The sequence below is a fragment of the Rothia nasisuis genome, assembly GCF_928381405.1.
GTDB classification, from domain to species: Bacteria; Actinomycetota; Actinomycetes; order Actinomycetales; family Micrococcaceae; genus Rothia; species Rothia nasisuis.
The window spans coordinates 162779-179185 of the sequence record NZ_CAKMSB010000001.1 but is presented as its reverse complement, the minus strand read 5'-3'; the positions used below and the strand labels follow the sequence as shown (position 1 = coordinate 179185).

Annotated in this window: 9 protein-coding genes; 5 read left to right on the top strand and 4 right to left on the bottom strand. The window is 59.1% G+C overall.

The genetic code is table 11. The features are described from left to right. Window positions 1–27: 27 nt before the first annotated feature. From L6966_RS00740 to L6966_RS00725, 4 genes are all read left to right on the top strand, one after another. Window positions 28–1599 (top strand): cytochrome ubiquinol oxidase subunit I, encoded by a 1572-nt coding sequence (locus L6966_RS00740; RefSeq protein ID WP_237232689.1) that lies wholly within the window; start codon window positions 28–30, stop codon window positions 1597–1599. A 17-nt stretch (window positions 1600–1616) separates the two neighbouring features. Further along, window positions 1617–2705 carry a cytochrome d ubiquinol oxidase subunit II gene (gene cydB / locus L6966_RS00735; protein WP_083091662.1) on the top strand — a complete coding sequence of 363 codons (1089 nt, stop codon included), beginning with the start codon at window positions 1617–1619 and terminating at the stop codon, window positions 2703–2705. A 192-nt stretch (window positions 2706–2897) separates the two neighbouring features. Further along, window positions 2898–6599, top strand: a complete 3702-nt coding sequence (cydC, locus tag L6966_RS00730; RefSeq protein ID WP_237232688.1) for a thiol reductant ABC exporter subunit CydC — start codon at window positions 2898–2900, stop codon at window positions 6597–6599. Window positions 6600–6771: 172 nt separating this feature from the next. Beyond that, a complete protein-coding gene (locus L6966_RS00725; protein WP_237232687.1) occupies window positions 6772–7260 on the top strand; it encodes a hypothetical protein in 489 nt (162 codons plus the stop codon). A 216-nt stretch (window positions 7261–7476) separates the two neighbouring features. Here the strand turns inward: L6966_RS00725 and L6966_RS00720 are convergent, their stop codons facing one another. Together L6966_RS00720 and L6966_RS00715 are read right to left on the bottom strand one after the other, a co-directional pair. After that, on the bottom strand, window positions 7477–10068 hold the full coding sequence (locus L6966_RS00720) for a DNA gyrase/topoisomerase IV subunit A (RefSeq protein ID WP_237232686.1): 2592 nt from the start codon (window positions 10066–10068) through the stop codon (window positions 7477–7479). 82 nt (window positions 10069–10150) lie between these two features. Then, the gene (locus L6966_RS00715) at window positions 10151–10729 is read right to left on the bottom strand and encodes a hypothetical protein (protein WP_237232685.1); all 579 of its coding nucleotides are present in this window, start codon (window positions 10727–10729) and stop codon (window positions 10151–10153) included. Window positions 10730–11205: 476 nt separating this feature from the next. Between L6966_RS00715 and acnA the strand changes: the two genes are divergently transcribed. Further along, entirely contained in the window at window positions 11206–13890 is a 2685-nt protein-coding gene (gene acnA, locus L6966_RS00710; RefSeq protein ID WP_237232684.1) for an aconitate hydratase AcnA, read from the top strand. A 63-nt stretch (window positions 13891–13953) separates the two neighbouring features. On the opposite strand, the gene L6966_RS00705 is transcribed toward acnA, so the two are convergent. Then, window positions 13954–14589 carry a mismatch-specific DNA-glycosylase gene (locus L6966_RS00705; RefSeq protein ID WP_237223789.1) on the bottom strand — a complete coding sequence of 212 codons (636 nt, stop codon included), beginning with the start codon at window positions 14587–14589 and terminating at the stop codon, window positions 13954–13956. Between the two features lie 79 nt (window positions 14590–14668). Further along, window positions 14669–16201 carry an alanine/glycine:cation symporter family protein gene (locus tag L6966_RS00700; RefSeq protein ID WP_083091656.1) on the bottom strand — a complete coding sequence of 511 codons (1533 nt, stop codon included), beginning with the start codon at window positions 16199–16201 and terminating at the stop codon, window positions 14669–14671. Between the last annotated feature and the right edge of the window lie 206 nt (window positions 16202–16407).

The following is a 16407-nucleotide window of genomic DNA, read 5'->3' as shown; positions in this document are numbered from 1 at the left end:
TTTTACTTCTGACGAAGGATCTCACGCATGGACCCCCTCGAAATAGCGAGGTGGCAATTCGGTATCACCACCGTCTACCACTTCATGATGGTTCCGCTGACCCTGGGCCTGGGCGCCGTCGTATCTGGCTTCTACATCGCCTACGTGCGAACCAAGAAGCACGAATACAAGCGCATGACCAAGTTCTGGGGCAAGCTCTACCTGATTAACTTCATCATGGGCGTTGCAACCGGTCTCGTCCAAGAATTCCAGTTCGGCATGGCCTGGAGCGAATACTCCCGCTTCGTCGGCGACGTCTTCGGTGCCCCCCTGGCTATGGAAGGTCTGTTGGCCTTCTTCGTTGAGTCCACCTTCCTTGGCCTCTTCATCTTCGGCTGGGACAAGCTGGCCCCCAAGGTACACGCAGCCTGCCTGGTCATCGCCGTTGCAGCCTCCTGGCTTTCGGCCTACTTCATCATCGTGGCCAACTCCTGGATGCAGCACCCCGTAGGCGTTGAAATGATAGACGGCCGCCCCGTTATGACCGACGTTTGGGCTGTACTCACCAACAATACCGCCCTGGTCGCCTACCCCCACGCTATCTTTGGTGCCCTCCAGGTTGCTGGTGGCTTCCTCGTCGGTATTGCCTGGTACAAGCTCTGGAAACGCCGCCGCGATGGAATTGATACCATCGGCGTTCACGGCAAGGTCATTGTGGGCGAATCCCCTCAAGGCGCTCGGGATAAGACCGACTTCAAGGTCTGGTTTAAATCCCTGCGTATCGGCGCTATCGTAGGTTTTGCAGCCTTCATCGGCACCGCCTTTACTGGCCACCATCAGGCCCAGCTGATGATTGAGCAGCAGCCCATGAAGATGGCCGCAGCAGAAGCGGCCTGCCACGATGGTACCGGCTTTTCCCTCTTCTCCCTGTCTTCTCCCGGTGCCCAGAACTGTGACCAGGTGCAGGCCATTATTGAAATTCCTGGCCTGCTCTCCTTTCTGGCCTACAACAATTTCACCACCGACGTCGCCGGTATTAACACCCTGCTACCCCAGTACGAGGAAACCTATGGCAGCACCCTGCCTGATAACGAGGAACTCTATGGTGAGCGCGCAGGTAGCGATATCAACTACCTACCCCTGATGGAAGTCACCTACTACGGTTTCCGCGGCATGATTACCCTGGGCGGCATGAGTGCCCTCTCCTTCCTCTACGTCCTGTGGGTCACCCGCAAGAAGGGCCAAGGTACCGTGCCCGAAGCCAAATGGATTTCTTACCTGGCAATTGCCGGTATCCTGGCTCCCTTCGGCGCCAACGCTGCCGGCTGGATCTTCACCGAGATGGGCCGCCAGCCCTTTGTAGTTGCTCCCAACCCCGAGGGTAACCCCGCCATCATGATGTTTACCGCCGCGGCTGTCTCCCCGGGCGTCTCGGGGTATGAAGTGCTCTTTTCTCTGATTTCACTTGGCTTGATTTATGGGGTCCTCATGTTTGTTGAGGTCTACCTCCTAGCCAAATATGTCAGGGCCGGTGTGGTAGCTGCCATGCCCGAACTGGTTGAAGACCCTCACATGGCCGACGGCGCGGACGATCGCGACGTTCTGGCCTTTGCCTACTAAGAAAGGGCCCACCTGCCATGTTTGAACTTTTCTCTGACCACCCCCTTCTCCCCACCATCTGGTTTGCCTTCATCTGCGTCTTCTGGGTGGGCTATATCATCTTGGACGGTTTCGACCTGGGTGTTGGTATGCTCATGAGCCGCGTCTTCTGCAAGGACGAACGAGAGCGCCGCCTCCTTCTGAACACCATTGGCCCGGTATGGGACGGCAATGAGGTGTGGGTGGTTACCTCCATTGCAGCCACCTTTGCTGCCTTCCCTCTCTGGTACGCGTCTTTGCTCTCAGCCCTCTACCTCCCGCTTACCTTAACCCTGCTGGCCCTCATCTTCCGTGCTGTTGCTATTGAATACCGCGGCAAGAGGGACTCCGAGCGCTGGGTGACCAGCTGGACTGTGGCAATTTCACTGGGGTCTTTCTTCATCGCCTTCTGGGTGGGTGCCCTGTTGGCACTGACCTCCACCGGGTTGCCGCTGAACGCTAACGGCGACCGTGTGGGAGGGGCCTTTGCTTGGGTGACTCCGGCCGCCCTGTTGGGTGGTCTGGGCATGGTTGGCCTTTCCCTGGTCATGGGTTTAGCCTTTGTTGCTCTCAAAACCGATGGGGACGTGCGCTACCGCGCCGGGAACTACCTGGTCAAGCTCTCGCCCCTGCTTGTGTTACCCCTTGTCACCTGGGTGGTTTATATGCAGGTGACAACGGGCAACGGTATCTCATACACCCTGGCCGGTATATCGATTATTGCCCTAACGGCGGGGTGGTTCTTTGCCTCCCGCCGTCTAGAGGGCAGGGCTTTCGCTGGCTTTGCCGCCTTCACAGCCTTCGGGGTGCTAGCTATCTTTCTAGCTCTCTACCCGAACGTGCTACCTTCCACTCTCGACCGGGCCTACGACCTGACCGTCTCTAACGCCTCCAGCTCCGAGTACACGCTGAAGGTCATGACCTGGGTTGGTGCCTTTGGCGTCCCGATTCTGCTGGTCTACCAAAGCTGGACCTACTGGGTCTTCCGCAAACGCCTGACGGTGGAGCACATCCCCTCACCCCATGATGCTACGAAGCTGGCTACCCGCCCTACTCGCGCTCAAACCCACTCCGCATCATCAATATAAGGGGTAGCCGGTTAGCCTTTAGCTCACAGAGCCGCCACCTGCCAACCAGGTGGCGTCCCTGTGCTGTGAGAACATCCCGGTGTGCTCACGGCCACTAACTGTCAGAGAATAACCTAGTCTTGCGGGCCAAAACTTGCTATTAGAATAGTGAACATATCACTCGCGGCACCCTAAGGAACTCCGTCACGCACCATGTCTGATACCACCAGCAAAAGGCCCCCGTTAGGGCCCAAAGCCAAGCGAAACCTCACGGTTTTTGCCGTGCTTACCGCCCTCAAAACCCTCGCCCTCATCGTCTTTGCGGCGGTACTGGGCACAGCGATTACCCTGCTAGCTCACATGACCTACGCGGTTCTTCACGAGGGCGCCACCTACGAGAGTGCTCAGGCTGAACAGCTCGCTCTTTTTGCCGGTAATGGGCAGGCTCAGCTCACTGGTATGTTCTTTGCGACGCCGTGGATAGAGCCGGGCCTCCTTTCACTGACCGTCATCGGCGTGCTGGCGCTCCTGACGCGCGCAGTAGCCGACTGGGCGCTCAACTTTTATGCGCAGCGGGCCGCTTCTGGGGCTAAAACTGAGATTCGGCGCCGCCTGATTCGCCGCGTGCTAGCGACCGGCGGCACCGACACTCCGGACGGCACCGGCGCCACAGCCGTCCTGCTCTCACGCGGTCTGGGTGCCCTTGACGACTACTACACCAAAACTCTCACCGCCTTTGTATCAACGGCCGTTGTTCCGGTGTTCTTGCTGATCTGTATCGCTGTGTACGACTGGGTATCAGCCCTGGTGATTCTCTGCACCCTGCCGCTCATCCCGCTTTTTATGGTCTTGATTGGCCGCACCACGGCGGACGACACGGCCCGCGCCCAGCGTGACCTACTTCGTCTCTCAGACCACATTGTTGAACTGGTCAAGGGGCTACCCGTACTTGTAGGCTTGGGGCGCTCACGCGCCCAGTCGCAAGCCCTCAGCGATCTGGGGGAGCGCTACCGTAAGGCCACCATGTACACCCTGCGTTCGGCCTTCCTCTCATCACTGGCCTTGGAGCTTATTACCACCATCTCTGTTGCCCTTGTGGCCGTGCTCATCGGTCTGCGCCTGGTGGAAGGATCAATGGGGCTGGACGTTGCTCTCTTTGCCCTCTTACTGGCCCCCGAGTGCTACCAGCCACTACGTGATGTGGGCACGGCCTACCATAAATCCGAGGAGGGTATCGCTGCCCTACGCCGGGCTCAAGCTATCATCGACCACCCCATCCCGGTCCCCACGGTAGCTCCCGCAGGCGACCGCGTCTCGGTGCGGCAGCTCTCGGTTGCCTACCCCGGGCGTCCCCGTACCCTCACCAGTGTCAGTTTCACCTTGCGCCATGGAACTACCACCGCAGTTACAGGCCCCTCCGGCTGCGGCAAAACAACCTTGCTTTCCGTTCTCGGCGGTGCCCTGCGCAACAACCTAGTGCCCACCGGCACCACCGAACCCGTGCACGTGTCGGGCCTGGTTTCTGGCACCGGCTCAACTGTCTGGATCAGCCAGTCACCCACCTTTATCGCACCCACCGCACTGGCTGAGGTCGCTCTCTACGCCACCGTAACTCGCGGTGAAGGAGCCCTCGACGGCATCAACTACGCAGCCACGCTACTCGATGACTCTGTGCGTTTCGCTGACGAAGACCGTGACTACTTCAGCTCCTTCTTACATTCCGTTGGTTTACGTGATTTGGCCGATCTGCCCCCTGAGGCCCTCTCAGCCGGCCAGATGCGCCGCCTGGCTATCGCCCGAGCACTGGCCCGCGTCGCTACCCTACAGGCCTCCAATGAGCGCGTCACCGTGCTCATTGACGAGCCCACCGCCCACCTCGACTCGGTCTCTGCGGCCAAGGTCAATGTGGCTCTGGCGGCTCTGCAAGAAACCGGTGCCACCCTGATTATCGTCACCCACGACACCGCTCTGGCCGCCGCTGCGAATAACCGGCTCGATGCCGTGGTCAAGCTCCACGATGTCGTCTGGGAACTGACATCTCAAAACACCGGCGGGCTGGGCGACTATGCACTGAGCACGCTTGCGGACGCCGTTGACTCGGGTCAGCTCGAAGACTCAGCTCCCGTGGTGACACAGGGCGAAAGCGACCAGTCCGAGGATGGTAAGAAGCTCACACTCGGCATTTTCTCGACCCTACGAACTCTGGGATCCATGACCGGTATTCGTGCTCGGAACCTGGCGCTACCGATTTTTCTCTCGGTGCTGACGGTCGTCTTTGCCGTCAGCCTGACCGCCCTATCGGGCTGGTTAATCGTCAGAGCCGCCGAGCAGCCAGCCATGATGTACCTCCTTGTGGCTGTAACCGGAGTCCGCTTCTTCGGGCTGGGGCGTGCCACCGCCCGCTACGCAGAGCGCCTGCGCACCCACAATCTGGTACTTGAAGCCGCTAACACCCTGCGCGTACGTGCATGGGATGCCGCTGGTCGCACCGTACTCTCGGTGCGCTCTCTACTCCGAGGCGATAAAATCCTTGACCGTCTGGTCGGTGACGTTGACGAACTACGCGACGCTATTCCGCGTGTTCTCCTGCCCATTGCCTCGCATCTGGTGGTCATGCTCCTAGTGCTGGGCGTCACGGCCTGGGCCACTCCGCAGGCCCTACTACCGGTTCTGATTGCGGTACTGATTGCCACTGCCCTGATTCCTGCCCTTGTGCTTCGCGCGGATGCCCATGCCGATGCCGTGGCCCGCAGCGAAACCTCCGCTATGTTGCGACTTAGTGTCTCTGCCCTTGATGCCGCCAGCGACCTACACAATAACGGTCTTGACCAGACCGTCGCCCTGGCAGTTTCGCGTCAGGACGGCTCTGCCCAGGCCTCGTCAATTCGTAGCTCTCGTGCTATTGGCCTAGGGCAGGGTCTGATGGTTGCTACCTGGTGGGGTGCCGCCCTGGCCGTAGTTGCCACCGTGTGGCCCGCTGTAGAAGCTGGTGATGTGACAACACCGACTGCTGCTGTGGTGATTCTGATGATGACCGGTCTCTTTGAGACCACCGCCGCCCACCTGGAGGCCGTGCGTAGCTGGCCAGCTTTTGCAGCCCTGGTGAAGCGTACCCACGACAACCTCAAGACCGTTGATGCCGATGCGGGGCTTGATGCTGAGGACGCTGGCAGTAGCGAAATTCGCGACATTCTAGGAGACCCCGGTTTTGGTGCTAGGAATCGAGCCACCCACCAATCTGTCACCTTAGAGTTGGATTCACTGGCAACCCGCTGGCCTGACATGGATCAACCGGTCTTTACCGGGCTTTCAGCTTCGGTCTCATCGGGGCAATGGCTGGGTATTACCGGCCCCTCAGGCTCCGGTAAAACCACCGCGCTGGCTACACTGTTGGGCTTCCTCCCTGTAGAAGAGGGGCAGATTCGTGTGAATGGCCGTGCCTTTGATGCGCAGTCGCTGCGTGGCTATGCGGCCTGGTGCCCCCAGTCTGCCTATATTTTTGAGTCGACTATTGCCAACAACCTGGCGATTGCCCGTGCTGCTGATGAGCGACCGAGTGATGAGGAGATGTACGAGGTGCTTGACCGCGTGGGCTTAGGCGATTTTATACGTAGCCTGCCTGCCGGTTTGCAGACTCCGGTGGGAGCCGGCGGGTCCTATGTGTCAGGTGGCCAGCGCCAGCGCATCGCTATCGCCCGCACCCTGCTGGTGGATTCGCCCCTGCTACTCATGGACGAACCGACCGCCCACCTTGACGCACCCGCAGCTGTTGCCCTGATCAATGAGGTAGCCCGCGGTACCAAACGCGCCCCGGGCCAGAAGGTCAAGGGCAAGACCAAGCTGCCGGCGGTCGTCCTGGTCTCCCACCGCGCCGAGGATATCGCAGCCTGCGATACCGTGGTCAAGCTTCGATAGAAGGCAGAAGACCCCTCCCAACCTACCTATGAAAGGACGAGGCGGGAGGGGCTTTCTGTATCTAGAGTGGCAGTGGAAATGTATCTGCTGTCTGGAAATTTACTATGGGGGGTAAAGTGTGTTCTAGGTAATAAATTTCTAGAGCTCGAGCGACAGATAGTGAGTGAATCCCATGCCTACTCTTCAAGAGCACAGCTATGTTGCGCCCCTGACTAAGAAGTTCAAACTATTCCTCTGCGGAGTATTAGCTTTTGTGCTGGTGAGTGTCACCCTGCCGATTCTGATTTTTGGCCCCCTCGACAAGGACGGTACCAACCAGGGGATCCTCATTTCAGCGCTTGTAGGAGCTGCCGTAGCGCTGGTTATTATTCCGATGATTTTCAGCAGTACCCGCATTGACCTGCTGGATACGTCGGTCAAGATCACCACCATGAAGTTCTTCTCGAAGGAGCTGGCCTATAGCGAGATTGAGAAGGCGGAGGTGGGCCCAGTAACCGGTCTAGTACAGGGAGCTGGTCTGAGAATCTTGGGTGGCGGCAACACCGGCTACCTAACAGGCGGCCCCTCCGTCACCTTTACCCTGACGACCGGTAGTCGGGTGACGGCGTCCGCTAGCAACCCCGAGCAGGTCCTTGCTGAGATTAACTCCCGGCTGAACTAGACGCTGAGCTAAGAGGTTTAATTTGAAAAAAGGAGCTGGCGCGCCCGTAACTGATTGCTGGGGAGGGAGTGTTGGTGTGCCTGCTGGCTCGGGGCTGGCGTGAATTGGGCGAGCGCCCCAGCGCGAGCCCAAGAGGGTCGGCAGGCACACCAAGACTCCCTTTCCCGGTGCCCCCTGGTGCTATTTAGGTAAAGGCTCGCCCGCTCCTTTGGCTATTTAGAAGAGGGCATCCTCTTCGGCCTCTACCGGCCCGTCGACCGCTACCTGAGCTTTAGTCTGGTCGGTGGGTTCTTCTGACGCCGCTGATACAGGAGCGGGGGAGGTCAGCGCCCGATAGTTGGGGCCGATAGCGTCGATGCTCTGGGCAAGCAGGACGCCGGAGCCGTCGCGGGGGCCGAACTCGGTGGGTAGGGTGCGGGCAACACCAGCGGATGAGACTGCCTTGGCCGGGCCAACACCCACCCAGGCGAGAGCCAGAGCGGTTTCGCCTTTGAGGAAGCGGTGGGCGCGCATACCGCCGGTGGCTCGGCCCTTTTGGGGGAATTCGGTCAGTTCGGTGACCTTTGCGGTGGCACCGTCATCGCCGCCGTCTGTAACAGTGACGACCTGGGCGTCAGCCCCCGGTGCGGTCACACCAAAGGCGATGACCCTATCGCCATCGGCTACCTTCATGCCAGCCATGCCGCCCCCGGTGCGGCCCTGGGGGCGTACCTTTGCGGCGTCAAAGGTGAGGAGCTTTGCCTGTTCGGTGATGAAGGTCAGTATCGCATCGTTGGAGTCGCAGACCGCCACGCCCACCACGGCGTCCTTGGGCTTGAGCTTCATAATCTCAAACTCTGTGGAATTCAGCGGGTAGTCAGGGTTCACCCGCTTGACCACACCCCGTTCGGTCGCCAGCGCAACAATGGCATTGAGCGGAATTAGGCCCACCAGCTTTTCACCCCGGGCCAGGCTAATAGCTTCGGTAGCCTTTACACCCGATGCGGGCTGCGGTGCACCAGCTGCCTCTTCAAGCACGGGCAGATCAATCACGGGCACACGAATGAGACGGCCTGCGGACGTGACCGCACCGATTTCGCTGCGGGCGCTAGCGGGCACTAGCGAGAGGTAGGCATCGTGCTTGATGCGTTTGCCCGAATCATGCAGGGGAGCGCGCTGACCAGCTGAACCCGCGGTGCGGCCCAGCATGCCACTGGTAGTCAAAAGAACCCAACAGGGGTCGTCCGCAATTTCCAGTGACAACCCGGCCTCTTTCTTGGCCTTAGAAGCGGACGCCGATAGGGCGGCAACCGCATCAGCCAGCTCGTCCTTGGTCACAATCTTGGTGCGGCGATTAGTTCCATACTCATCAGCAACCTGCTGTAACTCCTCAGAAACCAGGGCGCGCAACCTGGCATCTGACTCCAGAACCTGCTCAAGGGCGGCAATCTCAGCGAGCAGCTCCTCCCGCTCAGCTTCAAGCTCGATGCGGGAGTACTTGGTCAGCTGGCGTAGGCGTAGCTCCAAAATATAGTTGGCCTGAGGCTCACTCAGATCGTAAATTTGCATGAGGCGCTCGCGGGCCTGTGAGGTTTCGTCTGAGGAACGAATAATCTGGATGACCTCGTCAATATCAACGATAGCTATCAGCAGCCCCTCGACCAGGTGCAGGCGGTCACGGTGTTTGCCCAGCCTGAAGGTGGTGCGGCGGCGCACTACATCCAGTCGGTGGTTGACGTAGACATGCAGCAGATCGAGCAGGCCCAGGGTTTGTGGCTGGCCGTCCACCAGGGCAACATTATTGATGCCGAAGGAGTCTTCAAGCGGGGTGTGCTTGTAGAGGGCAGCTAGAACAGCCTTAGGATTGAAACCGTTTTTGATTTCAATGACCATGCGCAGGCCGTTTTTGCGGTCGGTCAAATCGATGACGTCTGAGATTCCCTGTAGTTTCTTGGAATTGACGCCGTCCTTGATTTTTTCGATGACCTTTTCGGGGCCTACCAGGTAGGGGAGTTCGGTCACCACGATGCCCTGTCTGCGGGGGGAGACCTGTTCGATGGATACCTTGGCGCGGGTCTTGAAGATGCCCCGCCCCTTCTCGTAGGCGTCCTTAATGCCGGAGGTGCCCACGATGGTGCCCCCGGAGGGCAGATCGGGGCCGGGCACGAACTTCATGATGTCTTTGAGGGTGGCCTCGGGGTTTTCGAGCAGGTGGCGGGCGGCGGCAATGACCTCGCGCAGGTTGTGGGGGGCCATGTTGGTGGCCATGCCTACGGCGATACCTGCTGAGCCGTTGACCAGCAGGTGGGGGTAAGCAGAAGGCAGCACAGCGGGCTGCATGAACTGGTTGTCGTAGTTGGGTATGAAATCAACGACATCTTCGTCGAGGTTGGCGGTCATAGCGAGGGCTGCCGGGGCCATACGGACCTCGGTGTAGCGGGAGGCGGCCGGGCCGTCGTCTAGGGAGCCAAAGTTGCCGTGGCCGTCAACCACGGGTAGGCGCATGGAGAAGGGCTGGGCTAAGCGCACCATGGCGTCGTAGATAGCGCCGTCACCGTGAGGGTGTAGCTTGCCCATGACTTCGCCGATCACGCGGGCAGACTTCACATGGCCTTTATCAGGGCGTAGGCCCATCTGCTGCATCATGTAGAGGATTCGACGCTGCACGGGTTTGAGGCCGTCACGGGCATCTGGCAGGGCGCGGGAGTAGATGACCGAGTAGGAGTATTCCAGGAAGCTGGTTTCCATCTCGCTGGTCACGTCGATATCGACGATATTTTCGACGACGTCGGTGGGGTAGTCATCGTGCGCGGTGGTGCGGCGAGCCATCGAGACCTCTTCCTGGGGATTCGAACATAGGTTCGTTTATTCTACCGCGTCTAGGGGGTCTCTGGCAGATTGGGGCGAGGGGCTACCGGGCGCGAGCAGGCACAAAGAGCCCGAAGATGCCCATCGCCCCGAGAGCTAGGACGGCCACACCGAATGGAACAGCTGTGGGTGAGTGGTCAGCACCGCTGGTCATAAATGTATCAGCCAGACCCATACCCATATGCCAGCCCCAGCCCATAAAGAGTAGAAAGCAGGTGGCGGCTATTGCAAGAGAACAGAAGCCGATAGCTCGCGTGGTGCTGTAAGAGACCATGCCCCGTAACCACTCGTGCACATTCGGTAGAGCTGCTAAAAGAAGCGCAACGATAAAGCCCCACACAATCACGACAGGGAGGCTAAACTGGTTGGTCTCCTTCATCAGGCTGTACATCTCGCTGAGGGTGTAGCCTGGGGCTGTTGCTAGGGGGTTCCACCAAAAGACATGTAAACCGTAGTAGGTAGCTAACACCAGCCCCAGCCCGCAAAAGGCAAGAGGCAGGCGGACGCCCGGGGTCGGCTTTTCTGGCGACCTGCTGGTTTTCGCTTCAGCGGGTGAACTGCGAAAAATCTCGGTGATGCCCACTCCCAGTAGGGAAATGGAACCTGCGAGGAAAGAAAGCACTGCTGCCCAGTTGATTATCGACGCAAGCTGAACTGAGGTCGGGTGGGGGAGTGTTATTGCTACCGAGGTGACCAGCGCAAAAACCGCAGCACTACCGATCAGAAGCCACCGAAAGGCTACATTGAGTGTGGCGGTTACAGGCCTAGGGTGTGCCCTGTGCAGGTGTCCAGGAGAAACCATCATGCCCCTATTCTGGCACGAGAGCGCAATATATTAACGGCACATTTTCCTTGCCGAACTTGAGATTCTGCGCCTCACCGAGCCGTAGCGTCCCAGCCTCAAAGCATGACAGCGAAACATTTGCTTACGAACCGTCTTCAAAATATGTGAACAACGTGATACCGGGTACACTAGGGAACAGTGAGCTCGTGCCCGCCGTCTTACCCACAATCACACCCCGCCCGCACAGTAGCGGCGGCGAAACGGCCGAAGCGCGCGAGCCAATATGCTAAACAGTGTCGAGAGGAGTCCCACACATGAGCACTGTGGACAGTTTCGGATCAAAGGGCGTACTCAACGTCAACGGAACCGACTACGAAATTTTCCGTCTCAAGGCAGTAGAAGGCTCGCAGAAGCTGCCCTACTCACTTAAGGTCCTCCTTGAGAACCTACTGCGCACCGAAGATGGCGCCAACATCACCGAAGGCCACATCAAGGCCCTCGCCAACTGGGATCCCACCGCAGAGCCCGACACCGAAATCCAGTTCACCCCCGCCCGCGTCATCATGCAGGACTTCACCGGCGTACCCTGCGTCGTCGACCTCGCCACCATGCGCGAAGCCGTGAAAGAACTTGGCGGCGACCCCTCAAAGATTAACCCCCTGGCACCTGCCGAACTGGTCATCGACCACTCCGTACAGATTGATACCTTCGGCACCGCCGACGCTATCACCCGCAACATGGACATCGAATACCAGCGCAACGGCGAACGCTACAAGTTCCTGCGCTGGGGCCAGACCGCCTTCGACGACTTCAAGGTCGTTCCCCCCGGCATGGGCATCGTGCACCAGGTCAACATTGAATACCTGGCCCGCACCATTATGGCCCGCGAAATCGGCGGCGTACTGCGCGCCTACCCCGACACCGTCGTAGGCACCGACTCCCACACCACCATGGTCAACGGCCTGGGTGTGCTCGGCTGGGGCGTTGGCGGTATCGAAGCCGAAGCAGCCATGCTCGGCCAGCCCGTCTCCATGCTCATTCCCCGCGTGGTCGGCTTCAAGCTCACCGGCTCCATCCCCTCCGGCGCAACCGCAACCGACGTCGTCCTCACCATCACCGAAATGCTGCGCGAACACGGCGTGGTCGGCAAGTTCGTTGAATTCTACGGTGAAGGCGTAGGCCAGGTGCCCCTGGCCAACCGTGCAACCATCGGTAACATGAGCCCCGAATTCGGCTCCACCGCCGCCATGTTTCCCATCGACGAGAAGACTCTCGAATACCTGCGCCTGACCGGCCGTAGCGAAGAGCAGGTCGCTCTGGTTGAGGCCTACACCAAGGAACAGGGCCTCTGGCACGATCCCTCCGTCGACGTCGAGTACTCCGAGTACCTGGAACTGGACCTCTCCACCGTGGTCCCCTCTATTGCAGGCCCCAAGCGACCCCAGGACCGCATCCTGCTCTCAGAGTCCAAGAGCCAGTTCGAATCAGACATCAAGAACTACGCCAAGGACGGCGAGACCGACAAGTCAGCCCAGGTTTCCATGGCAGACGGCCGCGAGTTCGAACTCAAGAACGGTGCGGTGTCTATCGCCTCGATTACCTCCTGCACCAACACCTCTAACCCCTCCGTCATGATGGCCGCAGGTGTGCTTGCCCGCAACGCCGCCGCCAAGGGCCTGACTGCCAAGCCCTGGGTCAAGACCTCCATCGCCCCCGGCTCAAAGGTCGTCACCGACTACTACGAGAAGGCAGGCCTGCTGCCCGACCTGGAGAAGCTGGGCTTCTACGTTGTTGGCTACGGTTGCGCCACCTGCATCGGTAACTCCGGCCCCCTAGAGCCTGAAATTTCAGAGGCTATCCAGAGCGAAGACCTCTCCGTCACTGCGGTTCTCTCGGGTAATCGTAACTTCGAAGGCCGTATCTCCCCGGACGTTAAGATGAACTACCTGGCTTCTCCGCCGCTTGTCATCGCCTACGCCCTGGCCGGTACCATGGACTTCGACTTCGAGAAGGACGCCCTGGGCACCGACGCTGACGGCAACGAGGTCTATCTCAAGGACATCTGGCCCGACCCCGAGGAAGTCCAGAAGATTATTGACGAATCTGTTGATACCGAGATGTACACCAAGGAATACGGCACCATCTTCGACGGTGACGAGCGCTGGCAGGCCCTGGAGACCCCCACCGGCTCCACCTTCGAGTGGGACGAAGCCTCCACCTATGTGCGTAAGCCCCCCTACTTCGAGGGTATGACCATGGAAACCAGCCCCGTTGAGGACATCAAGGGTGCCCGCGTGCTACTCAAGCTGGGCGACTCGGTCACCACCGACCACATCTCACCGGCTGGTTCCTTCAAGTCAGACACCCCCGCAGGTAAGTACCTGATCGAAAACGGTGTTGAACGCAAGGACTTCAACTCCTACGGCTCCCGCCGTGGTAACCACGAGGTCATGATTCGCGGTACCTTCGCCAACATCCGCATCAAGAACCAGCTTCTGGACGGCGTTGAAGGCGGCTTCACCCGCGACTTCACTCAGGGCGGCGAACAGTCCACCGTCTACGATGCCTCCATGAACTACCAGGCTGCAGGCATTCCGCTGGTTGTTCTGGGCGGTAAGGAATACGGCACCGGTTCATCTCGTGACTGGGCTGCTAAGGGCACCACCCTGCTGGGCGTCAAGGCAGTTATCGCAGAGTCCTTCGAGCGTATCCACCGTTCAAACCTGATCGGTATGGGTGTTGTACCCCTGCAGTTCCCCGCCGGTGAATCCCACGAATCACTCGGCCTGACCGGTACCGAAACCTTCGATATCACCGGTCTGACCGAACTGAACGAAGGCACCACCCCCAAGACCCTCAAGGTCACCGCCACCGCAGAAGACGGCAAGGTCACCGAGTTTGACGCAATAGTTCGCATCGATACCCCCGGTGAAGCCGACTACTACCGCAACGGCGGCATCCTGCAGTACGTACTGCGTAACCTGGTCCGCGGCTCCTAAGCTCTAAGAGCGTTCACAGGTCCACGGTCTGTGGCCCCCACTGTCGAGTGGGGGCCACAGGTTTTAAGAGAGTACTTGGAGTCGCGGCTGCGTGGAGTCCCAGACCTGCCGCCACTTATCTGCCAGAGAATCAATATTTTCGTGCGCATTCAAACCGCTGGGCTGAGGCACTACCCAGAGCTGACTAGCCGGGTTCCACCCCTCGACCTGGGAGCTGTCTTGTCGCCCCAGCTTAGCCTTCCTATCGCCGAATGCTGCCCGATAGGCTGTAATGCCAGCAATCGCTACAGCCTGAGGGCGGTAAGTGTGGGTGAGGCCAACCAGCCGTGGGAGGGAGTCCTGCAGCTCCTGGGTCGTGAGCTCGTCAGCCCGTGCAGTTGCCCGGCCTACCAGATTGGTAATACCGATGCCCAGGCGGGCCAGCTGTTCCTCAACTTCATCGCTCAAGCCGCGTGAGGCGTCCACCCTGGGAGTGACTATCCCGGCACGATCAAGAGAAGGCCAGAAGCGGTTGCCGGGAAAAGCGAAAGGGGCGTTGACGGCGGACGTCCAGAGCCCGGGATTGATGCCCACAATCAGCAGGCGTAAAGGAGTGCCAGCCTCAGGAAGCCTGTCGTCAAGGGTTCCATTGACAAAGTTTTGAAGCTGCTCCCGGGTGGGGCGCTGGCCGCCCAGGGGTGAGGGGTGAAGAGTGCTCATGCTCCCTACCCTACACGCACGAGCGCCCTACACAATCTAGACTGTGCAGGGCGCATGCGAAGCTAAATCTGAGGGCGTCTTACTTGGCGTCTTGAACCGGGATAGCACCGGTCTTGATGTCGTAGTAGGTCTCCCAGAAGTCAGCGTTCTTAATGCCTAGGGGGCGCGGATCAAACATGGGATCCAGCCCCTGCTTCTTCTGCTGCTCGAAGTCGCGCAGAACCTGTAAGGCAGGCTTCTGGATGACCAGAATACCCACGATATTCAGCCAGGCCATCAGACCCACACCGATGTCGCCCAGAGCCCAGGCGGCACCTGCGGTGTTGACACAGCCAAGGACGGTAGCAACCAGAATGAGCAGCTGAAGCAGGCGCAGCAGGACGTTGCCTACAGCCTTATTTTTCAGATTACGGGTCAGGTAGCGCAGGTTGGTCTCTGCCATGTAGTAGTAGGCCACGATAGTGGTGAAGGCGAAGAAACCGAGTGATACAGCGATGAAGATAGGGCCAGCACCGGGGATGAAAGTATCGAAAGCTGACTGGGCAAAAGCCGGGCCAACAGTGACACCCTCAGCTAGATTGCCGGAGCCCTCTGCCAGTACGGGGGTATCGGCTGACCCGCCCTCGTAGACGCGGTACATGCCGGTTGAAAGAATCAAGAAGGCGGTAGCGGAGCAGACGAAGAGGGTGTCGATGTAAACAGCCATAGCCTGCACAAAGCCCTGGGCGGCGGGGTGCTTAACCTCAGCAGCTGCCGCAGCGTGAGGGCCGGTGCCCTGGCCTGCTTCGTTGGAGTAGATGCCGCGCTTGACACCCCACTCAACGGCGGTACCGATGATAGCGCCGAAGGTAGCGTGCAGACCGAAAGCTGATGAGAAGATCAGGTTGATAACATCACCGAGCATGTTGATGTTGATGAAGGCAACGATCATGGCCAGCACAATGTAGATGATGGCCATGAAAGGAACTACTACAGAGGCAAAGGTAGCGATACGCTTGACGCCACCAACGACGATGAAGGCCAGCAGGATGGTGACACCGGTAGCGGTCATCCAGGGGTGTACCGCTGGGAAAGCCCCCTGCATAGAGGTTGCAATACCGTTAGCCTGAACGCCGGGCAGGAAGAAGCCACAGGCGAGTACGGTAGCAAAAGCAAAGATGGAGGCGTAGACCTTGAAAAGCCCGGAGTACTTGGTGTGGCGGTAGGCCTTTTCAAAGTAGTAGGCCGGGCCGCCGCGGTACTCGCCGGTCACCTTATCGCGTTCCTTATAAATCTGGCCCAGGGTGGACTCAATGAAGGAGGTAGACGAGCCTAGGAAGGCTACAGTCCACATCCAGAAAACTGCGCCAGGGCCACCGAAGGCGATTGCGGTAGCAACACCTGCGATGTTACCGGTGCCCACGCGACCAGCGAGTGACATGGCCAGGGCCTGGAAGGAGGAGACACCGTCCTTAGATGACTCGCCCTTGAAAGTCGCGCGAATCATGGTGGGAATCTGACGAATCTGAAGCAGACGGGTACGAATAGTGAAGTAGATACCCACTAGCAGGCAGAGATAGACCAAAACGGGCGACCAAATAATTTTGTTCGCCCATTCGATGACTTCGGTCATAAGAACTTCCAATCGTGCGGGGCCGGTACGGGCCGGCCGAGTAATGATGAGCTACACCCGCCACCCCTGTTGTGTGTTGGTGCACAGTGTGAGCTGTTGAACAACGATACTAAACCCTTGAATATACATTTGGAAGTAGCCACACACCAGGAAACCTAACCGAAACAGAAGGGTAGCATCGCTTCTCGCTCTGTGAATCGCTTCTG